17 protein-coding genes are annotated in these 24,157 nt (G+C 39.3%); 10 read left to right on the top strand and 7 right to left on the bottom strand.

The window, feature by feature from the left end; genetic code table 11:
- The first annotated feature begins 5 nt into the window (after positions 1 to 5).
- Genes dpdF through dpdD form a run of 7 tightly spaced genes read left to right on the top strand, consistent with a single transcriptional unit; the run spans position 6 to position 14,564 of the window.
- Positions 6 to 2,501, top strand: coding sequence for a protein DpdF (gene dpdF, locus ACXAFM_RS08670; protein WP_474834198.1), 2,496 nt, complete (start codon positions 6 to 8; stop codon positions 2,499 to 2,501).
- Positions 2,501 to 3,466, top strand: a complete 966-nt coding sequence (gene dpdG, locus ACXAFM_RS08665; RefSeq protein ID WP_474834196.1) for a protein DpdG — start codon at positions 2,501 to 2,503, stop codon at positions 3,464 to 3,466. Before dpdF ends, dpdG begins: the two co-directional genes overlap by 1 nt.
- Positions 3,463 to 6,543: a protein DpdH gene (dpdH, locus tag ACXAFM_RS08660; protein WP_474834194.1), complete on the top strand. Its 3,081-nt coding sequence runs from the start codon at positions 3,463 to 3,465 to the stop codon at positions 6,541 to 6,543. The genes dpdG and dpdH overlap by 4 nt, the downstream gene beginning before the upstream one ends.
- Positions 6,540 to 7,340, top strand: a complete 801-nt coding sequence (locus ACXAFM_RS08655) for a hypothetical protein (protein ID WP_474834192.1) — start codon at positions 6,540 to 6,542, stop codon at positions 7,338 to 7,340. The genes dpdH and ACXAFM_RS08655 overlap by 4 nt, the downstream gene beginning before the upstream one ends.
- A gap of 18 nt (positions 7,341 to 7,358) precedes the next feature.
- Positions 7,359 to 11,768, top strand: coding sequence for a protein DpdJ (gene dpdJ / locus ACXAFM_RS08650; protein ID WP_474834190.1), 4,410 nt, complete (start codon positions 7,359 to 7,361; stop codon positions 11,766 to 11,768).
- A 23-nt stretch (positions 11,769 to 11,791) separates the two neighbouring features.
- Complete coding sequence (gene dpdK, locus ACXAFM_RS08645; protein ID WP_474834188.1) at positions 11,792 to 12,376, top strand: phospholipase D-like domain-containing protein DpdK; 585 nt, start codon at positions 11,792 to 11,794, stop codon at positions 12,374 to 12,376.
- Positions 12,357 to 14,564: a protein DpdD gene (dpdD, locus tag ACXAFM_RS08640; protein ID WP_474834186.1), complete on the top strand. Its 2,208-nt coding sequence runs from the start codon at positions 12,357 to 12,359 to the stop codon at positions 14,562 to 14,564. Before dpdK ends, dpdD begins: the two co-directional genes overlap by 20 nt.
- A 251-nt stretch (positions 14,565 to 14,815) precedes the next feature.
- On the opposite strand, the gene queC is transcribed toward dpdD, so the two are convergent.
- Genes queC through queD form a run of 5 tightly spaced genes read right to left on the bottom strand, consistent with a single transcriptional unit; the run spans position 14,816 to position 19,148 of the window.
- Positions 14,816 to 15,496, bottom strand: a complete 681-nt coding sequence (queC, locus tag ACXAFM_RS08635) for a 7-cyano-7-deazaguanine synthase QueC (protein ID WP_474834184.1) — start codon at positions 15,494 to 15,496, stop codon at positions 14,816 to 14,818.
- Positions 15,497 to 16,591 (bottom strand): DGQHR domain-containing protein DpdB, encoded by a 1,095-nt coding sequence (gene dbpB, locus ACXAFM_RS08630; protein ID WP_474834182.1) that lies wholly within the window; start codon positions 16,589 to 16,591, stop codon positions 15,497 to 15,499. It abuts the gene before it with no gap.
- A 2-nt stretch (positions 16,592 to 16,593) separates the two neighbouring features.
- Positions 16,594 to 17,844, bottom strand: coding sequence for a tRNA-guanine transglycosylase DpdA (gene dpdA / locus ACXAFM_RS08625; RefSeq protein ID WP_474834180.1), 1,251 nt, complete (start codon positions 17,842 to 17,844; stop codon positions 16,594 to 16,596).
- 7 nt (positions 17,845 to 17,851) lie between these two features.
- Positions 17,852 to 18,796 (bottom strand): hypothetical protein, encoded by a 945-nt coding sequence (locus tag ACXAFM_RS08620; protein ID WP_474834178.1) that lies wholly within the window; start codon positions 18,794 to 18,796, stop codon positions 17,852 to 17,854.
- Positions 18,789 to 19,148: a 6-carboxytetrahydropterin synthase QueD gene (queD, locus tag ACXAFM_RS08615; RefSeq protein ID WP_474834176.1), complete on the bottom strand. Its 360-nt coding sequence runs from the start codon at positions 19,146 to 19,148 to the stop codon at positions 18,789 to 18,791. Before queD ends, ACXAFM_RS08620 begins: the two co-directional genes overlap by 8 nt.
- 189 nt (positions 19,149 to 19,337) lie before the next feature.
- Between queD and ACXAFM_RS08610 the strand changes: the two genes are divergently transcribed.
- Positions 19,338 to 19,523, top strand: coding sequence for a hypothetical protein (locus tag ACXAFM_RS08610; RefSeq protein ID WP_474834174.1), 186 nt, complete (start codon positions 19,338 to 19,340; stop codon positions 19,521 to 19,523).
- Here ACXAFM_RS08610 and ACXAFM_RS08605 read toward each other — a convergent pair.
- A complete protein-coding gene (locus ACXAFM_RS08605; RefSeq protein WP_474834172.1) occupies positions 19,520 to 19,702 on the bottom strand; it encodes a helix-turn-helix domain-containing protein in 183 nt (60 codons plus the stop codon). The two genes, ACXAFM_RS08610 and ACXAFM_RS08605, sit on opposite strands and share 4 nt — an antisense overlap.
- 167 nt (positions 19,703 to 19,869) lie before the next feature.
- Here ACXAFM_RS08605 and ACXAFM_RS08600 point away from each other — a divergent pair, with 167 nt between their 5' ends.
- Positions 19,870 to 20,061, top strand: a complete 192-nt coding sequence (locus tag ACXAFM_RS08600; protein ID WP_474834170.1) for a hypothetical protein — start codon at positions 19,870 to 19,872, stop codon at positions 20,059 to 20,061.
- Between the two features lie 46 nt (positions 20,062 to 20,107).
- Here the strand turns inward: ACXAFM_RS08600 and ACXAFM_RS08595 are convergent, their stop codons facing one another.
- On the bottom strand, positions 20,108 to 21,805 hold the full coding sequence (locus tag ACXAFM_RS08595; RefSeq protein WP_474834168.1) for a class I SAM-dependent methyltransferase: 1,698 nt from the start codon (positions 21,803 to 21,805) through the stop codon (positions 20,108 to 20,110).
- 199 nt (positions 21,806 to 22,004) lie between these two features.
- Between ACXAFM_RS08595 and ACXAFM_RS08590 the strand changes: the two genes are divergently transcribed.
- Positions 22,005 to 24,098: a TonB-dependent siderophore receptor gene (locus ACXAFM_RS08590; RefSeq protein WP_474834166.1), complete on the top strand. Its 2,094-nt coding sequence runs from the start codon at positions 22,005 to 22,007 to the stop codon at positions 24,096 to 24,098.
- Positions 24,099 to 24,157: the final 59 nt, after the last annotated feature.

Raw genomic sequence — 24,157 nt, 5'->3', positions numbered from 1 at the left:
TAATAATGCCTGAAATAAATTCATTGAAATTAAATGAGTTTGAGTCCCAGTTTTTTATTGAAGAACTGTCAAATTTTCAAATCTCCTTCAACGGTAACTTTTTCTTTGACAGACTTCTTTCAGTTGTTAAATCCAATAATGTTAGTTCAGTAGATGTGCTGTTGGCAATAAAGGATTTCTTAGTTTCAATTCATCAAACAGTCAATCAAAATTACATTAGTTTTGCCTTTCCACGAGAATTAAATGGACTTGAGTTGGATGTTGCAAAAAAGGCTGGAGTGACTCAAAGGCAAGGGACTAATTTACTACAACTTGATCAAAGCAGCCTCCACAAACACGATTTCGATGTTTATACCTTGAAGAACACAAGAAAAACCGTACCCGTAAAGCTAGATGAGTGTTTAAAGAATAAGCTTGATGGACTTGGGTACAGCAAATACCAAACGGCAGGGCAAAGATTAGCTGTTCGTGCATGCCTTACAGCTAAAAAAGGTTCAACTATCTTTGTTAATTTGCCCACCGGATGTGGTAAGACTCTGATTTCACACGCCTCGATAATTTTCCAAAGAGAATTTGCTAATACCATTGTTATTCTTCCTACAGTAGGCTTGGCAATCGAGCAAGCTGCAAGAGCTAGAGAAATAATTCAACATTGTGGCATTCCTGTTGTTTCCAATTACTGTTGGCATGCAAGTTTAACTCAGGAAGAGAGAAAAGAAATAAAGTTAAACATGCAATCAGGCCGTCAGAAAGTTCTCTTTACATCACCAGAGTCGCTTACTGGCAGTTTACTTCATTTACTGTTTTCATTATCGAAAAGCGATCAAATAGCAGAAATTATTGTTGATGAAGCCCATCTAATTGATAGTTGGGGCACTAATTTTAGGCCCGACTTTCAAAAATTTGGAGCGTTGCTTGCAACACTTAGACAGGTTTCAAAAAGTAAGTTTAACACTGTCCTGATGTCGGCAACGTTTACCCAATCGAATATAGAGGCTATCAATAAAGTTTATGGCGATGGGGTGAACGAACCGATTATCGTCAACGGTAATTTTCTTCGCCCAGAAATTAAAAGCTCTGTTTTAAAAGTTAATAGGCAAGAGCATCTGACTTCAGTATGCAAATATGCCTTTTTACTACCGAAACCATTGATTTTGTACACGACAATAAAGTCTGAAGCCGAAGACGTTTATAATAAGTTAAAGGGTTATGGGTGTACCAGGATTGCTAAGTTTGTCGGCGACACAAAATATGAAGAACGAAATAAGATAATAGAAAAATGGAAGAGTAACCAGTACGACATTATCGTTGCAACTTCTGCTTTTGGTGTCGGTATGGATAAATCTGATGTTAAAACAGTTTTACATGCTAGTGTTCCAGATAACATCGATAGGTATTATCAGGAAATTGGAAGGGCTGGCCGTAATGGTGACTCTGCAATAGCACTAATGGTTTATCATCATGATCAGTTATCCATTGCTCAAAATATAAACAGAGAGAATGTCATATCGATCGAACTAGGGTTTGAACGCTGGATGGATATGTTTGCGCGAAGGCAGACTGTTGATAGTGATTTGTTTGAAAGTGACGATCTTTATAAGCTAAACACTTCCATTTTTCGAAAGGATCTAGAAAAAAAAACAGATAGGAATAGCGAGTGGAATTGGTTGACTTTGCTGTTTATGCAGCGTGCTGGTGCAATTAAAATATATTATGAAGTTCCTAAGCCACCTTCAACGTTAGATAAAATTCATGACCAACTAAAACTTCAAAAGTTCTGGGAAGATTACTCTGAAACAATAGTAATAGAGTTGTTAGAGCCAAGAGCACTGAAAAAGGATTATTGGGAAACTGAAATTAATGAATACAGAGAAAGTGAGTTAACTGTCCAAAATGAGCGATTCAACGTTCTGAGGCATTACCTGGAATATAATTCAAAACCACTCTGTAAAACGCTTTCTAAGTACTATTCAATTAATCATATACCCGCACAGCGCACCTGCAGAGGGTGTGTCAACTGTGACGGTTTTTTCCCGACTGTTGGAAAGACAGCCTATCTGGATAATTACAACTCTCTGGCAACATCAACCTCCAGTTTAAAAACGCTGATTTCTAACCGGAATATGTGCATGGTTTATTTTGAGAATCACGATAGTTTCGATTGGAAAGGATTACTGAAATCAATGCTAGAGAAAAACATTATTTCGGGAATTCAAGCATCTGAAAGATTTTTAGCTGAATTCCAAGAATCTATGCCCGTTGGCTTTGATAGATTCTGGATTTCTCAAGAGTTTGAAGATGAAGCAAGCTACTGGCCAACCGCATTAATTACTGATGGAAGCGCGAAAGTGATTGATGTGCCGAGGTTTAGAGAGAATGTAACGTATTTCTTTGCTGAGCGGTCAAAAAAAGAGTCGGGCAAGGAATATCGAAATTGGTACGAAAATTATTCAACATCATTATCAATAAGTAACTTTAGAAATCTGCTAGGAAAAAACTGATGTCAGTAATAAATAATATGCACCCCGGCAGTCATATAACCTCACTGCATTTTATTGATCGTTTGGTGAACCGTCATTTACGCTCAAAGAAAAAAAGCTCAGAGCTTATATCTGTATCCGACATTTTAACATCAAGCATGCCTGACTACCTTTTTATCGCCGATGAAAAAGACGAGCTAGGTCAGTTTAAAAGAAACGGGAATCCAGAAAAAAAGTTAAAGGACACTCTGACGTTCTGGAAGAGCGAGGGCCTGTGGGAAGAAGATGGTGACAATATTAAAGCTTGGTCAGAATTGTCAAGTAACGAAAACCTCGGGGAAAGAGTATCTCAAGTCTTATTCAAAAAGCGGTTGGATATTGTAAATGGAACAAGAATAGAACCACTAATAAGAGGAATGGCTCTCTTACTGAGCTTAGATTCTTTGACTTTTACTGGTGGCAGTTTTTTTACATCTACAGAAATCGAAAATATAGTTGGGAAGTATCTTCCGACTAGATCAGATGCTGGCACACGCCTGACTATTAACTCTAGTAATGAGACTAAGGCTTTTGCTAATTATGGACTTCTAATAGGTTTTCTAGAAAAAGTTACGAAAGATAAGTTTGTGGTTGACCCTACTCGCTTAATTAGGCCTGTCATTAATAAGATCTTCAAAAATTCAGATAATGTTAATGAAATGCCAGTAGAAGAATTTTTAATTCAACTAAGAGACATACTTCCTGTAATTGATGGTGGAGAATATCGCATCATAATTGAGCAACTTATTCGATCTAAGATAAAAGATTGGACACCTTTGCCTGACCATGAATTGTCGGCAAGCCTTTCTCATGCATTGTACCGACTCAACCTTGAAGGGATTATTTTTCTTATACCTAAATCTGATGCTGAAAAAACCGTGCAGTTGAAACTGCCTGGAAATAAAAAAAGGCCAGTTAGTCACATAAGATTTGGGGGAGTAAAATGAGTTTAGACAGATATTGGCCCTCCGTACAGAACGTTATAGATTGCATCAAAACTGAAGCTGAAGAACTCTCTGATGAGACATTGCTTGCTGTACACGAACCGATGAGGTTGACGAAATATAGTAGCAATACATCTGAAGAAGAGGCCACTGAGAAGGACCTGTTAGAGCACTTTTTAAAGATTGACAGGCCAATTCCTATCGTTGCTGATGCAGGCCTCGGTAAATCACACCTAATAAGGTGGCTACATGCTAAGCTTAAAACAGAGAAAATAGTTCAGGAAGAGAATTGGCAGATAGTTCGAATCCCTAAGAATGCGAGTTTAAGACAGACGCTTCATCTACTTCTTGACGGTTTGGAAGGTGATGTTTTCGAAAGTGCGAGGAAACAAGTAGATGAAGTCGGGAGTACTCTTGTCGCCCGGAAAATAGCGGACCTTTTTGGTACTCATCTTAAGCATGGTATTCAGGATATTGGTGAAGAGAGTATACAACTTCTGGAAAACTGCGAACGTGGATCCCCCAATGCCAAAGAATTAATGGAAAGGATACAGTTTGCTAAACAACTCCCTAATTTAGTAGATGATATTGAGTTTAAATCGAGACTCATTGGCGATGATAGCTATATTTACAATATAGCAACCAGGTGGATTAAAGGGGCAACAGAGGAAGAGTTGCGCCAAAAAGAATTTGCATTATCACAAAAAGATTTCGACTCGATGATTGAAGAGATTGAAATAGATGATTTGTCTTTACCCGGTCGAAGAGCTCTAAGCACACTTAGATTAGACAGTAATCCCGAGCAAAGTAAAAAGGCTTTAGAGGTAATAAATGAAGGGGTTGCCCGCGCCTCACAAACCGCTTTCCAACAGTTATTTCAATTTGGTAGCGGTAACTTTCAGGATTTATTCAAGGAAATAAGAAAGCATCTAAAAGTTCGTAATCAAACACTTGTTATTTTAGTTGAGGATCTCGCTGCAATTTCGGCTATCGAAGATGTCCTGATAGATTGCCTGTTAGAGGAGGCTAAAGATGAATTATGTACTCTGAAATCAGTACTCGCAGTTACAAGTGGCTATAGTGGTTATACAAGAAGACAAAACACCATTAGGACGAGAGCAAGATTTGAATGGCAGATCAGAAATAATCAGGATAGTCAGGAAGAGATCTCTACAAAAATTGTCGACTTCTGCAGTCGCTACTTAAATGCGGCGCGCTATGGGAAATCCCAATTGCAGGAATTAATTAGCCTTGAGAGTTGGGATGATAGTATTCCTATATGGAATGACGAATTAGATGAGAGTGATAGATTGTGTTTGGATGCATTCGGTAAATCTTCCTTAAAGATTCCACTTTTCCCTTTTAATAAAGAGGCCATAGTAAACCTTGCGAAATGGTATTGTACCGACGATTCAGGTTCGTTAATATTTAACCCACGAGATGTGTTGAATGATATTTTGCTTAATATTTTAAGATATCAACGAAACGACTATGAATCTGGCATATTTCCGAAGAATGTTGAACTTAAAGAGCGCAAACCAACTCTTCTAGCTGAATTGAGCAATTTGGGTCTGTCAACTCCGCAACAAGCTATAACTCTTTGTTCAATCTGGTCAGATAAATCTAGCATGGAAGCTTTGAAATCAGCTTTACCCAAAGAAGTTGCTATTTCATTCCATATACCAGAACTTGCTCCCTACTTAGGAAGCGAAATTAATATCCCTACACCAAGCCCTATCGTTGTACCACCACAAAAACCTATTGAACCTGTGCCTCTTCCTACTCCCAATAAGTCGGATTTATTGGAGGAGCAACTTGGAAAATGGTTCAACAAAGAGGCACCAATCGATTCTAAGCTGGCGAATGATTTTAGAAGTCAACTCTATAAAATGATTGAAGAATCCCAATTTTCCGAATGGATGGGGTTTAAGAATAGTAAAGTCTTTGAAGTCGGAAAAACTAAAAGAACAGCATTAGAAGCAATTCTGAAACAGGGAGATCGTTTCCTAATTTATATACCAGGTTCTAACAACAATATAAGAGACACGCTGATTGAATTTTGTTCAGAAGATGACTTTTTTGCTACTCAAGAGTCTTCCAATGTAATTCAAAGAACTGCACTAGCGATAATCCGCTATCACAGAAATAATAAAGTTAACCCTGCCACGGGTTGGAATTATGAAAAAGGATATGAAGATTTTGCTTATTATCAAAGTTTCGCTGAGAAATGGGTTCCACATGTTTTAAAGATAGCCCTCAAGGCGTTACGTAAAAAGTATTTAGTACGCTCAGTGGGTAAGCAGTTGATGTTGCTAAATGGTTTGGGTCTAAAAGAGCAAGGTAGTCTCGAAAATACGCTTTTCATGAAAAGTGTACACATCAAATCGATTCTAAAGGAACCGTTAAATTCTGGTTTCGAACAATTAAGGGTTGCTTTGTTAGATCAATGGGACGATACGCAAAAAGTGTGGTCCAGTCTTGTTCTTATTGACAATGTTGCTGCCGACTCAGACATATTAAAGGCGGCAATCAAAGAAGCCAAAAAAAATGGAGAGGAGAAGCTTGATTCAGTATTGCGGCGACTTAAGAAAGCGGCAATCGATGAAATAAAGCCTAACCTTCATAGAATAAAGATGTGTATAGGCGATTGTGACAATAAAGAGGAATTTCAAAGTTTACTCGAAGAGATAAGAGGAGTTTATAAATCTATTCAAGATTTGGGATTGTATCCTGATGAAACCCTGACGCGTAAAACGGCTAATCAAGATATCAAAACGTTACTAGAAACTTTAAGTTGGATTGATGTTAAAAATGCCATCAAGCTAATAGCCATTGAAGATGAGCAAAAAGAGATTGAGATACTTGCCAACCTTGATGGGAAACTCATCAGCCTATTGTCAAAAGTTCTTTCCCAATGGGAAGCTTTTGAAAAGTTAGCATTGCCGGAAATACAATTGGTCAATAACACTGTTGGAGCAAACCGGTTAAGTTCTGTCAACCAAAGCATCAAAAATACTAACGCTGATTTAAGCCAAACACTTTCGGACTTAACCTCGTTTATGGAGTCAGATAGTAAATGAATAGTTTGAAGGAAAGAGTCGCTACTTTTAAATCAGAAATAATGTTGGCAGATAGCTCCCAACAGAATGAAGTGATTATCGAGGGTAATGAGATTATTTACAAGGAACTGCGTCTTGTAAGTGACAAACTCAAAACACAGTTTGAAGTTATAAAAGCTTTGAACTTTGTGAACAAAGTATTAGAAGAGACGCCAGACTACACCACAGTTTTTTCTGATGATGGTATATATCGAAATGGCGTAAACTCTATTGTTTTCGATCGGGAGGTAGCAGAGTTAATTGGCAACACTATTATAAAGTTTGACGAGTTTGAGCATGCATGGAGAGAGGAAAGTTATAAAGTACAACAAAAGGATTCCTATATTCATGCCCGAGAAATGTTGAAAGGATTGTTAGAAAAAATAAAAGCGGCTAATGAAGATTGTTGGCGAAAGTGGTTAGCATTGATAGATAAAAGTGTTTTTATTGAAGAGCAGGTCTTAGAAAGCCAGAAGCACAACCCAACTCAAAAAGATAATTACAAACAATTTATCAGTAATGCTTCTAATTTAGAAGCGCTAAAACGAACCAGAACAGTTACAAAGGAAGACGCAGTTCAAATTAAAAAGTTACATGATTCAATGGTGAGTCTGAAAGCTCAATTTGATGTTTCTGATTTCCCCGAAGATGTTGCCAGGTTTTTTAAGGCGCTGAATTCTCGATTTGAACCCGCAACTTTAGATTTGCTGACCCCTCAAGTCCTAGACTGGCTTAATTCCAACAGTAAATTAACGAACTTCAAGGTAGAAAGAAAATAATTGGGGAAGTAGTCGTTTATGGTAGATGAGAAAGTACTGCGGCAAAGTTTGGATAACTGCCTGGACATAATTGAGCAGAGAGAGTTTAAGCTTTTGGCGTGGGGCGATGCAGAGGTTCGCCATACAAAGGGTGAGATACTTGAAATTATAAAGTCTCAAACTTCTCAAAATGCTCAAGATGTATTTAGAGAATTAATAAAGAGATGTTTAATCTTTTCTGTCGCTGATATTTTCTTTCCCGATGCTTACCGAAGCCGAATGGCTCAGTCGGTTTATCTTTCTAAGAAGTTGCGACAGTGGTTCCACGGACAAAGACTCCAGCATACGAAGACTCTAGTCTCAGACTTCAGATTTATACGTAGGGCGAGAAAGTACCCCCAGAGGGATATCGAACCTAATTTAGTTGTTAATGAAGTATGTAAATCGAACCAGTTGGGCGGGAACCACAGAGACGCGCTCTTTTCTATGCTTGATGGTAACCAAGAGTTAAAGCTTTCTGGATTTCAAAAAAGAGCGACAACAAGAATTCTGAATAAACTGACTAAAAAGAGTAATGTCGCTTCTGCAACTATAGTGTGTGCAGGAACTGGTAGTGGTAAAACGCTTTCATTTTACTTACCAGCGCTAGCTAATTTGGCTACCGAACTCACTCAAAATCAAGAGATCAAAGTTAGAATCTTAGCAATTTATCCTAGAAAAGAATTGCTTAAAGACCAATTTCAAGAAACATTTTTCCAAGCGAGGAAGCTAGACTCTTACTTGCAGAGACATGACGCCCGAAAAATTAGAATTGGCACGTTTTTCGGTGATACTTGGAGTAAAAACGACCCAGAACTAGCTAATGGGAACCTTTCTTATAATATGTTGAGTTGTAAATGCTCGGGCGTATTAAAATGGAAGTACGAGGATTTTGTCGCCAATAAGGAAGTACTAATTTGTGGTTCTTGCGGTGAAAGAATTAATGGAGATGAGATCGCGTTAACACGAGAGTCTCCAGCGCCTGATATTCTATTTACGACAACCGAAATGCTGAACCAGCATTTAGGAAACAGTTTCTCAAACCATCTGTTTGGTGCTCGAAAAAATCAATCTATTCCTTTGGTACTTCTAGATGAAGTGCATACTTATGAAGGTTCTACTGGGGCGCAAACGTCTTATTTACTTAAGCGATGGATGAAGTATACGAATTCTTCACCACACTTTGTGGGGCTGTCTGCTACGTTAAACAATGCTTCCAAGTTTTTTGCCTCATTCACCGGTGTTTCTGATTATCAGGTTGAAGCTATTGAACCGCTAGAATCCGAAATGTTAGAGGAAGGGGCCGAGTACTTGTTGGCTTTGCGAGGAGATCCCGTATCTCAAACTGCGTTACTTTCTACTACGATTCAGACTACCATGCTGTTTCAGAGAATGATGGATACTAAAAACGACGCTGTTTCAAAAGGTACGTATGGAAGCAAACTGTTTGTATTTACTGATGACTTGGATGTGAATAACCGTTTATTTGAGATGATGGCCGATGCTGAAGGTTGGGATCATGCGTTCAAAAATCTCAAACCGACTAAAGTTCCCTTAGCATTTCTAAGAAGCGGCAAACACCCCGAATATGACGTTCAAAAAGAGCAAATGAACGCACTAGGCCAGGATTGGTCTAATTGTGAATACATCGGCCATGCTATGAATGAGCATGATAGAGCCAGAGTTTCTAGAACTTCTAGTCAAGACTCAGGGGTTGATCGCGACGCAGATATTACAGTCGCAACTGCATCACTTGAAGTTGGGTTTAATGATCCAGAAGTAGGGGTTGTTATTCAACATAAAGCTCCAAGAGGAATGGCATCGTATGTTCAGCGTAAGGGACGAGCTGGGAGGGCTAGGGGAATGCGTCCCTGGATGGTAACGGTCTTATCTGACTACGGTAGGGATAGAGTTGCATTTCAGCGGTATGAGGGTTTGGTAGACCCTCAGATAAAATCTAGCAGGCTTCCCGTCGAAAATAGCCACATTCAAAAGATGCAAGCATGTATGGCAACACTGGATTGGCTTAGTTGGAAAGTGGGTAAATCGCACTTGTGGTCTAACCTTAAGAATCCCGTAGGGAAAACTAATAAATTTTATTTTAAGACTCTTAAAAATGAACTTGAAGCTCTTAATAGTGATGAACAAAGCATAAAAGAGTTGAAGAAATACCTGACGGCAGCATTGAGATTGTCGGATGAAAAAATCAACCAACTCTTTTGGCAAAGCCCTCGTTCGCTAAGAATGGACTTCATCCCAAATTTATTACATAAAATTGAAACTGATTGGTCCATAGATGGAACCAAGTGGAAGGGGGTTACTAAAAGCGGGTCGCCTATGCCTGAGTTCTTCCCTGCTACTTTATTTAGCGAATTGGTTTTACCCTCACTTAATATTTGTATATTGAGAGGGAAAAAAGAAGACAGAAAACAAGAGTGGCACGAGTTACCTTTGTTTCAAGGCTTAAAGGAATTTGCTCCTGGTAGGATATCTAAAAGGTACAGTGTCAATAACAAGTCCGAAAGCGATTGGTTGGTATCTGACAGTTTTTCACCCATACCAGAAAAAGACATGAAGTGTGGGATTGAGGTTTATGACGCATTTGGAAAAAGTGCAGAGCCAATTAAACGGGTTGTTTTAGACTCGAGTAATAGTATCGAAATATTTAACCCGACTGAGTTATATACAAAGAGAGTTGAAAACAAAAACATAACAGACACTAGTAATGCATTCTTAAATTGGGAGTCAGACTTTTATGTTGATTCTGATTCTCATAAATTGAACATTCCACATAGTTCTGATTGGTTCGAACTTCTGAAGAGCGTCTGCTTTTTCAGCCACGCCCAAATGACCCCGATTGAGTTAACTCGATATACAACAGGATCAGAGGCTACTATAAAATTTAAGACAGGTGAGTCGTCCAAGGTTGACTTTTACTGGGAGAATGACGGTTCACCGGTGGGTGTAGGAAGTGTACTTTTTGTTGATGGAGTTTGTTGGGATTTTCATTTTACCGAAAAGTGCTTGATTCAACTGCTAAAAGATCCTGTTCTCATAAGTAGCCTTCGGGCTGCTTATGTTGAAGCATTATTCAAAGAATCAGCATTGTTTAAAAACCAGTTCCAAGGTGGTTGGGTTTTCGATTGCATCACAACAGCAATATATTATTTAGCTTGCTCACTAAATCGAACAATTAAGTCTGTTGTAGAATCTATTTCAGAACCCGATATTAAGAGCGCAATTTGTTCAATTCCATTGGAGGTCTTTCAGATGAAAGACTTAGATGGTGAAAATACTGAAGAGCAAGTTTTGCAGAAGGATATTATTGAATTTCTGCACAATGAAAATAACTTAGTTGCCTTAAAGCCTTTGCTTCGTTTTTTATATGAAGAAAAATTAACCACAAAACATTTCATATCATGGTTCAGAAATATACTCGCAAATACACTGTGCGGTGGGATATCTGCAACGCTCCATAGTCTTCTTCCGGATGTTAGTGAATCTGATATTAACGTCGATCACGTGTGGGCGGGGGATAATTTGAAAGTTTGGTTAACAGAAAATGAAGCTGGCGGTGTTGGTATTGTGTCTCGCTTTGAAGATTTGTATGTCAATGACCCGTTGAGCGTGCTAAATCATTTATCAAGAAGCTTTGACATCGGAGAATACGAACAAGTTAACTACGATATCCATCAGTTATTGATTCAGTTACAAAAGAACGATGAATTGTCAGATGCAATAGAGAGATTTAGGCAATCTAACTGCTACCGCGATAGGTTGGAGGCTTCAAGAGAACTTAGAACCGCTATTTCTAAGCTTGGAGTGACCCAAACACATAGTTTCAACAGTTTACTTCATACCAGGTTGTTAAAAGCTGGGAGTACATCAAGAAATGATAAAGAACTCTTAGGATGGTTAAATCAATGGGAAAATATAGAAAGTCAATTTCAGTTAGAAATACCCTTAGTTTCTATGGCTTATCTAATTGCTAAAAACAATGCAATTGATGGAAAGGTCAATGAGGCAAAAGATAAAATTTTAGCACTTCTTTGGCCGAAAGGGAGTGCTATTAGGCAAGGTTCTATTCAATTCTATAACCGATTTGCGAGTGGCATAAAAGTTTTTGAAAGGCTTGCTGTAAGTCGATTGTTTGTAGACAAAGTCAAGTCTGTCGAGTACTCAACAAACTGGAAGCAAGAAGTGTCTGATGTTTTAACTTCGAAAAAACAAGGCAAAGTTGAACTACGGATGAGTTTTGAAGATGTGGATAAGCTAAATAGTATTATTTACGAAATTAACACGTCAGCGATTGAGTACTTAGGGATGTTGTTTCACACTCGAATTATCAAAATAACTCGACAAAAAAATTATTTATCAATTCATTTGGAAATAGCAGAAACAATACAATGATCGAGTTAACGTCTAGGGACATAATGACGAAATCTCTTCTTGGCAAGAGAGAATTAAGAGAAGTTTTATCGAGCATTTTTGCTGGCGTAATCATTGTGCCTCAGAATTTATGGTTGGTAACTGCATGGTTAACTGATTTTGACGTTTTGGACAATAGGTCAGGTAATTGGAGTTATTTAAACCCAGAATGGGGGGCTAGGCAGGTAAGTTTTCTTGATTTGTTAGAAACTGCAGTCAAGAGCGGATGTCACCTAAATTTAGTAGTAAAGGAAGACACTATTAACGATGCGGCTCTGTATCGACTTCGGACTAATCTTGGCAAAGAGGTTGGCTTCGGAATATGTGAAAGCCAAGAAGTTCATATAAAAGGTTTTCTTACAGAGTCATGCTTTTTAAAGGGATCTATGAACTTCACCTATTCAGGCGCTAGCAAAAATGAAGAGATGCTTTCACTCACTGGAGATGAGCATCAACTTTCAAGTGCGAGGATTGAATTTAAAGAATCCTATCACTTTGAACCTAGGGCAATCGAGCCTAACAATCCAATTATTAATGATGAACATGTTTCAAACATAGAAGATGACGAAGATGAGCATGACTTCTTTTAGGCAGGGTAGTTGGCTGAAAACATTCTTCAGTTATGAGAACTTTATCGAAGTTGATAAACCTAACAGTGATGATCTGCTAAATACAGTCTATCCGTTGATAATAGATGCTAAGGACAAGTTACAGGGGAATCGCCCCTTCTTTTTGGCATCATATAGTGACAATGTTCTTTACTTCTATGGATTTAGTGACGACCGCAAAAATCTAATGGAGTTAAGGAACAGTTTACATTTTGCCTTGGGTACTTCTGATACGAGTCATTGTCGTATAATTCGGCACCCCTCTTTTGAATACGAAAAAGATGCCTTACAGGTTTTTCCTCATGGAATCGTTAGATTTGAACTCCTTGAGCACTCAAACAAAGATCAACAACTTGAAAGTGTTAAGTATGTAATTGCGAAATTACTTCAGATATCTAAAAGATTCGAAATTAAGCCAGCTTTTAACCCGAATACATCAAGGCCTGTAGGCCGCATACTAAGGGATTTCTTTGTTGCCTGCAGGCATAAAGATTCTGATTTAATCACAGGCTATTTGGCTGAGATTAAAAACTCTGGAAAACTCAGTCATAGAAACATTCTCAGTCTCGAATTGCAGTCTCTTTATGCGCAGTCAAAATGGGAAGAAATACTTAGCCATGACTCCTTAATAGATTACGTAAGCGGAATAATTCCTAGTCGCATCTATCACATTTTAGTTAGAGCCATTGCAAAAACTTTGGCAATAGACGAAGTCCGTATTGAAGAGATGGATTTGATGTTAGTTAGGGCTAAGTTAGACAAGTTCCAGCCCTTTTTAACAAATAAGCTGGCATTAAAGAGGGAATCGAGGTTCCAAGACGATTGGAAATCTTGGGTTTTGCTGAATGTTATATTGGGCGTAGAAAATATAGTTGATGTAATCCCTGACTTTATAGAAAAGCCTTGGATTGAAAATATAGAGTCTTTAATAAAGAAGACAGCACTAACACTCAAAGTGAAGCAATCTTTCAGCGAAGAGTTCAAATCTTTATTAGCGGGCCCTAAAGACGTAAATACAGCCAGTGCTTTATTTCGCTATGCTGAAAATTGCTCGTCCAGTGAGATACCCGAAATTCTTGACTGGCTTGATAATCTGCCGCTAGAAATTAGAAAAGAGATAAAATCGTGCATTCCTCTGAGAAAAAAATGGAATGAATACGAAGACTATGTTTATGGTGTTAATGATGAATCTAAGGATGTCCAGGAAGAAGAAGTAACAAATGGCTTGCCTCATTCTGAAGTACATCCTACTTTGGATTGGAATACCTGGTTTTCTAATGGGTATAAACGTTCAGTTAACGTCGATCTTCTTATGGAATCAAAATCGGAAGGTTTCGATTTAGATATGGTTACTAATAAGATAAAGGAATGTAGTGAACCTGAGAAAATTAGAGACATATCACCGCACCTCCTAAGGTGGATTGAAGAACGAGAAGTTAAAACGGATTCAGAATTTTGGTTATCTTTAATTGAACTAATCTCAGTCGACGACCAGACTTCATTAACGACAATTCTTCTCCTTAAGGACCTGATTCATCACTTTTTGCAAACTCCCCATTCTGAAGCTCAATACAAGGAAGCTTTGGATGCATTTGACTTGGTACTGACCGTCGAGTTAAGCAGAAGGTCACTTGGAGTGGTAATTGATTTCATTGAGTCCCTATTTGACTACGCAATAAAAGACGAAAATTATTTGAAATTTGGAATATGGCCCAAAATAAGATCGTTTGCAGCAGACCATTGGGATGAATATGAAGTTGATACACAAAGTGTGCTTATTTGGCTAGAAAAGCAACTTTCGCCCGAGTCCCTTTTATTCGAGAAACTTCGCTCTCAAAATAACAATGCATCTTTCAATACGAATTTTGAACGATTAAAGGGCAAAAAAATTGGTATTTCTACTCTTACGGAGAAAGCAGGAAAACGAGCTGCAGAAATCCTTAGGACTTTGTTTCCCTCTGTTGATGTCATTTTAAACCATGACAAGGTTGCCACAGATAAGTTAAAGAGTTTGGTAAAAACAGCTGATTATTTTGTTTTTTGTAACAAAAGTGCTGCTCATCAATCATATTATGCGGTTAAAGATATAAATAAGAATATTATTTACCCAGATGGAAAGGGCAGTTCTTCGATTGTAAGGGCTTTAATTTGTAGTTTGGAGAAGGTATAAATTACCAGCGATGTTTAGCCATCAAAATAAAATCTGACAGTTACCCGAGTTTTTAGTGGGTGCTGTCAGATTAAGTCTTACTAATTCACTTAAGTGAATTAGTGTGATTACCAAGGGATACTGACCGTATAAGTACCAAGCGATTTTGACGCAATTGTCCACTTCCCGTAAACGATAACGCTAAAGTAATTGAAAAGTAAGAGTTTGTGTAAACATTTTTCGTAACTAAATTCTTATTGAGTCCATTTTTATTAGTAACTAGTGTTAGCACCTGATGAGTAACCTAAGGGATCGATTTTGCTATGAAATTTGAACGCTTCTAGTCTTTCACCACACGAGCCACATTTGCCGCAAGCTTTATCGCGACCTTTATAGCACGTCCAAGTTTTTGAGTAGTCTAGTTCCATGTCTAAACCATCTTTTAAGATGCCGATCTTATCCGAGTTGAGATATGGTGCGTATACTTTGACTGGCTCAAAGTTAGCTATTTTGGAAGCCTTATCCATGATTTCAACAAATTCCGGTCGGCAATCTGGGTATATCACATGATCACCAGAGTGCGCTCCATACCATACTTCACAGGCCTCAATATTTACTGCGTACCCAATAGCCAGAGACAGTAAGATCATATTCCTGTTCGGCACTACGGTCGATTTCATATTGTCGGCTTCGTAGTGGCCCTCTGGTACGTCGATTTGGTCAGAAACCAACGATGAATTAGTGAACAAGGAGCTTATACTTTGGATATCTAGTATTTTATGCGGAATAGAATGTTCTTCGGTAACCTCTTGGGCACAGATGAGTTCTTTGCTGTGCTTTTGGCCATAATTAAATGATAAAGCATAAACCTCATGACCGGCATGAAGAGCTTTGTGAAGAACGGTAAAAGAATCCATACCGCCTGAATAAACCACGACTACTCTACTCATCATTTATCTCCATACTTCATTACGATACTTGCGTAACAAGTAATTGGTAAGAGTTTGTAAATCTTTAGAGATGTTTTGTAGTTCATTCCATTTTACTTTGTGGTCGACACCAAAGTCCCAGAATCCATTAGTCCATTTACAATATGGTTTTAATAGCTCTAAATCTTGTTTGAATTGCTCTTTAGATACTAAAGCGTCATGAGTTTCAGAATGATATCGGTCGTATATTGCATCCATCACATGTCCCATTGCTGAGATGCCTGCACCATGCATTAATCGGGAATCTTTAGGGTTTACGTCCCAAGCCTCAGGAAATACTTCGCTTATTGCTGTCCAGTAGTTACATAACAACGTAAACATAGAGTCAATATCGCCTTCGCCTGTTTCTGAATCTCTAAACCTATAAAGCGCACCTTCTGTAAGGCTACTTTCAATTAACTTCAAAATAGAATTGTCTTTAATCTTCCCATCAGGATTGGTTGCGGTTTTGATCATCCGATACATGGGCGACGCTTTCTGATAATTCAATTCATCTAACAACTTTGCAGGGAACCGTTTTTTCTGTAAAGGTCTGGCAAGCTTTGTTTCAGTAAATGGTAGCAATTCATAAATTAACCCTTTAGGTAAAGGCTTTGTAGAATTTACCAATATAAATTGCTCTCTTTGCTCTTGCGTATCATTTGTTATAAAAGCCGAGACTGGCATTTGGAAATCACCGCAGTCTGCCTCTCTTAGTGCTGCAGAGCGCTGTTGACCATCCACCACCCAACCAGGCTTTGTTTCTTCTCCGTCAACAAGTGGGATTTTAAGTTCACCAAAAGTACCGTCTGTCGACAAAGGAGTAAAGGACACCCGTTCATCAAATGCTATTACAATAGCGTTGGGAATCATCGGGTTATCTGACTCTAGATATCTTGCAATTTCTCCAATGTGAGAAGACACTTCTGGGCGTTGATACCCGGCTAGGTTATTCTCTTCACGTTTAACCCGAGAAATAGAAGCGATTTCTTGAATAGATTTTCCATTGATCGCGAAGCTGAAAAGTTCTCTCTTGGGACCTTGTTTTATTTTCAAAGCAGGTATAGTCAGCATTTTCATTATTATTCCGAAATTTTCTCTAATTCTTTGCTAATTGTGTTGTAAGCGTTGTAAAGATTATGAAAGCCTCTCCGGCGATTACGCGCAGCAGCTCGTTTTAGAATGACATGTATTCCAATATCTTGGCATATTTCGCAAGGACAGCTTTTCCAAGGTGCGTCAGTTAACACCTTATCCATTAACTCTCTTCTGCTTTTTAGATGCGCATTTTTCAGATATAGCTTTTCATATTCGCATAGTGAATTTAATGTTTCTTCTTTTGAAACGAGCCCTTTGTCAAACTTATTAATTAAATCCAAGCATTGCTTTTCTAATTTAAAAGCTTCTTCTTGGCTTACAGTGCCGCTAGCTACAAGTTTCCTCATTGTATTGTTAGCGTCTACTTGAGGGACTGCTATCGATGTATACTTATGAGTTGGGGTATGGTAATTGAACTTTTCGTCTTTTAATCCTTGCATTAACGGTGAGGTAGAGTCGAAACTGGTAACACCATACTTATAAAATTCAGTGATATACTCAAGCCTGTTAATCCCAAGTAAATGCAGTTGCGTTGTCTTATTCCTTACTGTTTCTACTCGCTTCAGGATGTCCAGAATATCTTTAGTTTTGAGGGGAATCATGCCCCCTAAAGCTATCCTAGAGTACCCCATTGTTTGGAGTTCGTTGACTGATTCAGCGTAGGAAGTCGGATTCCAACCATGAGCGACTCCATAAGGCGTAAAAGGCTCATTTTCTGATACCTTCAAAAACTTACTAGCGTTCTCTAGGTTTAGCTCTTTTCTTCTCAAGCATTCAGTCAAGCGCTCGTCTACGACCTTTGGTGTTTTAACGTCATCATTTTCATAGTCAAAAATGATATGGTCCATCGCGATACCATAGGTCATTCCCGAGTTTGTATAGAACTCTGCCACATCCTCAACAGTGTATGGTGGTTGTTCTTCTTTTACGTAGCTAAAAGCGCCACAGTCGCCAATAGTTTCATAGGATCTTGGTAGCCTGAAAAAGCGATAAATCCCTTCTCTAAAAAAGCGCTGTCTTTGTGCTACAGAATATCTACCTTTTACTCCACTCAAGCCCTCTACAATAGCTTTTGATACGAGAATTCCATCATAAACAGGCGATGAGAAAATTTCATGGGCGTATTTGTCATCTCTCTGGATAACTCGGTATTCATTGTTTGTTTCAGTAAGGAAATCAAACGTAGGGTCGACAAAATCGTGACTGTCGGGAAAGTAAAACTTAACTTTTTTCATTCTCTAACTAGCATTTAGTGTTGTTTGCGCTTTGATATAGTCTAAAGAAACGCTTTTGTTCGCACGAAAAACCTTCATCTCTGAACTGTCTAAGAAGTACAGAAGCACTTGTCTTTGTAGCAGTCGTGAGAGTTAGCTTAACTCTTATTTTTTCCAGTACTTCATCATCACTTAGCTTTTTAACAGGAGGCCTTATTACATCTTGAATTTCACTCTCTATGACTTCATAGGCTTTTTTCATTTTAGAAAGACTAAATTGGTTCTTTTGTCCTTCTTTCAGAAGATACCTCGCGACCCTGTTGTTAAGCGAGATGAGTGAACCTTTTATTTTGTTATGTGTTCGTAGTTTTTCTTTCGTTTTTACCGAATAAGTACTAAGCGCACTATGAATATCGCTCGAGACGATCAAAAGGTGGTCAGCATCAATAACTCCAGCAGAGATACAGTTGATTATGCTTTCTTGAACTACTTTTAAGTAGGCTGGGGCAGCAGCAATAATGAATATATCGCCTTTATGATTGGTAAATAAGTCTTCAATCGATAAAGAGACATGGTTAATTTCAACAAGTTCGTTCCACCAACGCCTATTTCGTTCATTTGGGGGGAGGTCCAAAGCGAAATTAGCACCAATAGAGTTTTTCGAACCTGTGGCAAATGTTGCATCGTACTTTGTTATTTGGCAATTTGCATTTATGAGTCCGTACCCGGCCGATAAAATCCATAAATCGTCTGCATATTTGTTGAATATATCCTTTGCTACAGACCAATGGTCGCCAGTGTAAACATTTAGCGCTTTTGCTTTTGGGCTATTATCTAACAACTTATTAAGCCACTTACTAACATTAATGCTTCCAGTTTTTCTGATCTCAGATAAAGAGACTGGTTTCCCTAGTTTTGTAGACTTTGATTGTGTACAACTTGTTATAAAGTGCACTTTACAGTCGTTAGCCACGATAGATAACCCCAGACGTACAAGTCTCTTTTATCTCTACCGCGCTCAATTGTGTCAATAAAGGCTTTAATTTATCCCATATCCATATAGAAATTACCTCTGCGGTTGGGTTTTCCAATCCATCGATTTCATTCAGATAATTATGATCTAGCATTGAAATAATAGGCTTTGCGATTGATTTAATATCTGAGAAATCAATGAACCACCCATCGGTTTCATCAATGTCGTCTTTCAGATACAGGCGAACTTTATATGAATGTCCATGAAGTCTTCCGCACTTATGACCTTTTGGTACATTAGGCAAAAAATGGGCTGCTTCAAATGTGAAATCTTTATATATCTCTACAGTCATTTAATGACCTCCTCTTTATATGAACATTGTATCGCAATGTCGCGCGAGACAGCTATACCGAATATCTGTTAAATGGCTTTATATGGTGTTATTTTCATTAAGAAGGTATTAGACGGTGCTGTAATCTATTTATATTGACATATATTCGATGAAGAACTTTACTGTACTAAGGAACGTTTAGGGGAAGCTATGATGAAAGAACAAGAATTGGTTCACTCTCTAGAAAGAATTGTAGAGGTTCTAAAGCAAAACAAAAATGGTTGTAAAGAAGAAGCAACCAACATAGCACTGGATGCGTTAGGTGTTCATGTCGAACACAATGTAATTCGAGAAATTTTAAATTCTACACAAGGCGATTACCGACACCCTTCTTAGTCGTCTTTAACTTTTTCGAGCAAATCGCCAACATTGCAGTTAAATAGATCACATATTTTTTCTAAAGCTTCTATGTCAATTCTGGTGGCATTTTCTTTATAGAGAAGGGTGATCGTGTTCCTATTGAGACCAGTTTCCCTAGCCACATCTGCGACTTTCATTTTCTTCTCGCCCATCATTTTAGCTAAATTACACTTAATCAAACTGCTTAATCTCAACTCTTAAATAGAAAAATAGTTGAAAATGTCATCCAGGATGCTATTTTGTCACTCTGAGTGGCATTTTCGGCTTGGTCGCATTCCATTTATAAAGTTACCATCTAATTTTGGCAAAAGTGAAACTATCTATGTCTAAATATGTAACAACTGCAGAGTTGGCTAGATTGATAAAATATGATGCCCGAACGATAAGAGAGCAGTTGATTGATACTGTGCTTATTCAAGGCGTTCACTATATCCGCCCGTTTGGTGGCAGGAAGATATTGTACGATTGGGAAGTAATAGAAAAAGATATGCGACTTTTTTCAAGCGCTCGGTAAGACGCATTTTTCTGCGATTTACTCAGTTGTATTAGCTTGTTCATTATCATCGCCAATCCTCCAACTGTTGCAACGCCTTAATACGATCACGCTGCAGCGCGAACGCTTCAAATACGTCATCAAAGTTAGTGTTGCTTGGGCTTAAATTCGGAAGAGCCAAATTGGCTTGGCTGAAAAATTCTGCTTGGTTATTCTGCCAGCCTTGCTTCCACCAAGAGATTATTTGTTCACGAGAACTAGAAAGCTTTAAACCAGTGGGTAACTTGTCTGATTTGTTGGCGTTTATGCTCGATTTAGTAGGTAGCAAATTCCACAGGTCGTTGTTAGGCCATCGTGCAAACGGAAACGCGTGATCGATAGCGTAGCTAGATAGCCTCAAACGCTTACCTGACCAGCAGCATGCAACATCTTCACTTTCTAGTAATTCGTTAACGCGCTTTCGAATCCTTGAAGTGGTGCGTTCTGGATCGTCCCATTTAAGTGCATTTAGGTAATCTGCTTTAGTAAGTGGCTTTTGTTTGTTTTGGCTGTACCCAGCCATTAAAGAAGACCATTCGATAATCAAAGTAGGCTCTATCCATACGCTAAACTGCGTTAATGAATCCCAAATATGAGTAGGAACATAGAACTTACCCAGTGAAGACAAAAAATCGAAGTCTAAGAGAAGGTCGATTTTAGGTTTTCGAGTTTGATTAAGTTCAACATGAAAAACACCTTCATCAGTGCCGGGTAACGTAATGTATCTAGCCGGCATGTTTTTTACAGTCGATGCTATGTCTTTAAGGGTTCGGTAAATCGCTTGTACCGTTGCACTATCTGAATAGTGCGCGCCAATATAAAAATCATTACTGGAAAAGGCTGTAATCTGCTGCCAGCCGTCAGTTTTGATAAACCCCAACCCTCTACTAGAGTTGCTGTTTTGCTGCATTTCGAACTTATCAATTAAGGGTTTGTAAAGCTTCAGCCAATAGAGCGCCACCAGTCCAACCGGTAAAACAACATGCTCGTTTGTTTGCTCTATTACAGCGCCTGGATGGCCTTCGGCGATTCTAAGCAGTGTTCGTAATAGTGCTATCTTATACGTTGATGATTTACTGTCGTTTATTACGATATTCCTGATTAAAGGAAATGCACCTGTACCATTATCAGGCAGCGTCAGTAAAACCGTTTGCCACTGAACATTAGCGCGACCTAGCTCATCGTTTGACTTTTCAGGAGTAAGCAGTCGATAAGTAAGCCCGAACTGGCTAGCAAATTTAGCAAGTTCATCTGCTGAAACAGGGTACATGGTACGTTCGTCAGCGCAGTTGCCATGTCGCAGCGAGATAATTAACTTGCCATTAGGCTTTAGCAAAGAAGATAGCTTTCTAAAAGCCCGTTCTCGTGACGATGGCGCGAGGTGCATCCAAACGGCACTTAGAAGTATTAAATCAAATTTAGTTTGTAAGCGAAAAACTTCAGTCAGTTCGGGTAGTGTATCTGATATCCAGTGAATTGGGTTTGAAACGGTATAGCCTTGCGCAAGCTCTCTAATGCCAGTTGCGGGCTCGACCGCAACCACACCCAAACCCTTTGAGGCTAAATAACGCGCATCACGTCCAGAGCCTGCACCCACATCCAGCACCATTCCTTCTTTAGGTATGGCGTATAACCATTCTTTGTGAACAGACTCAAAGGGTACGCTATCGTATTGTTTCGCAAGTGTCGAAGCGTTAGTTGAGTAGTACGTTATATTTTGGGTCAAACCGCTAACTTATTGCCAATCCGTTGAGTGTCTATTTCTAAATCATTTAGTAAGTAAACTCAAATCATCCTTCTTAAAGCATATAAACATTCTTGTTGAATTGTAAATAGTAACAATTATCATTTAAATTAAGCTTAAGGTGTTTTATACTCCTGCCCCGAAAACATACAACCCTTCAAAACCAATAGCAGAGAAAACCATGAAACTAAGCAGTTTATTTGCACTAACGCCTATCGCGTTTGCATTGTCGGTAAATGCGCAAACTACACAAAGCGATACGGTAGAAGTTAAAGAAGCAGATGTTGAAAAAATTCGTATTGTTGGCGTTCGTCAAAACCGCGTTAGCCGCGGTGCAACGGGCTTAACCATGGAAATTAGCGAAACGCCGCAGTCTATTAGCATTCTGTCTGAAGACTTAATGCAGTCGTTTGGTGCGTTTAATATTAATGATGCGCTAAAGCTTGCGCCGGGTATTAACGTAGAAGAGTGGGAAACTAACCGTACCAACTACACAGCCCGTGGTTTTGAAATTAAAAATACCCAAATAGACGGTGTTGGTCTGCCGAACGACTGGGGTATTGTTACCGGTTCTGTAGAAGCGTACGGCTATGAAGAAATTGAAGTTATTCGTGGTGCCAATGGCCTGCTAACTGGTGTGGGTAATGCGTCGGGTACCATTAACTATGTGCGCAAGCGCCCAACCAATGAAGAGGGCGGTGAAATTGGCGCAAGCATTGGCTCGTACAACTTTAAGCGTGTGCAGGGCGACTATTCAATGCTGCTTACTGAAGACGGCAGCTGGGCAGCCCGCGTAGTAGCAAGCGTTGAAGATAAAGAGTCACACCTAGATGGATTAGAGAACGATCGCAGCTTTGTGTACGGTGTTATCGACGGTCAGTTAACCGACAACGCTACCGTAACCTTTGGGTTGTCTTATCAAGATGCGAATACCGACGGCAACACCTGGGGCGGGCTAGTATTTAACTATACTGATGGTACCCAAGCCGAGTGGGACATTAGCGATACCACGGCCCAAGAGTGGTCGAAATGGGATACCGAAGCCACCAATGCGTTTGTAGAGCTAGACTACGTGTTCGACAACGATTGGCAGCTTCTGCTTAGCTATAACTACCGCGACTTTGAAGATCAAAGCAAACTCTTTTACGCCTACGGTGCAATTGATAAAGACACTGGCTTAGGCCTTGTTGGCTGGCCGGGTCGTTACGACTCAGAGCGCGATTCTCACCTTGTAGAAGGCCGTATATTTGGTGATTTCGAGCTATTTGGCCGCAATCATGAAGTGAACTTTGGGGTAAGCCACGCTACTAGCGATGATGTGTCTTTCGTTCATGCATTCGATTACGCTGCTACTCCTGCCTATGGCCCAACACCAGCGTTCCCTTATGCGTTAGATGCTATTGCCGAGCCAGATTGGCTAGCTGCTGCTGAGTATTCAAACATCGAGCAAAACCTAACCCGTTACTTCGGTTCTGCGCGTTTTAGCGTTACCGATGTAATGCATGTTATTGCTGGTTTCAACGCTATTGATTTTGAGCGTACAGGGCAAAACGCTGGCGCGGTTATCGATAATTCAGAAAGCGAAGCCAGCCCTTACGTTGGTGCCACTTACGCGGTAACTGAAGATGTGAACGCGTACGTAAGTTATTCAGATGTGTACCAGCCGCAAGAACAGTACGACATTAACGGCCAGTACCTAGACCCTACCAAAGGTCAAAACTTTGAAGCGGGCGTGAAAGCCCAATGGTTCGACGACCGTTTATTAACTACGCTTTCTTACTTTACTGCAGAGCAAGATAACCTAGCCGCCTACGCTGGCACTAACCCAGAAACGCTACAGTATTACTATAAAGGCGTGTCGGTAGAGTCTGATGGTTTTGAAATTGAAGTGGCGGGGCAGGTAACCGATGCACTGCGTGTTAACGCGTCTTATACCGCTATCGACGTAGAAGACGAGCAAGGTAATGATGCTAACCTATGGGCACCACGCGACGTAGTTACGTTCCAGCTAGCGTACACAGTGCCGCAAGCACCAGAGGTTGAAGTAGGCTTTGGCGGTCGTTGGCAGTCTGAGATAAGCAATGTCGATTATAACGTTGAGCAAGGTGCGTATTTCTTGGGTAATGTTTATGCATCGCAAGCGTTTACTGAAAACCTAACCGTTCGCATGAACATCAATAATATCTTTGATAAGAAGTACATCAATAGCCTGCACACCGTGGGTTATTACGGTGCGGGCATTAACGCCCAGCTAAGTGCTTCGTATAGCTTTTAATTAAAGCGCTTTATTTAAAAAAGGGTAGTCAACTTTTAATTGTCGGCTACCTTTTGCTT

Source organism: Alteromonas sp. ABD4_190, assembly GCF_056160105.1.
This window is presented reverse-complemented; position numbering and strand designations above follow the sequence as displayed.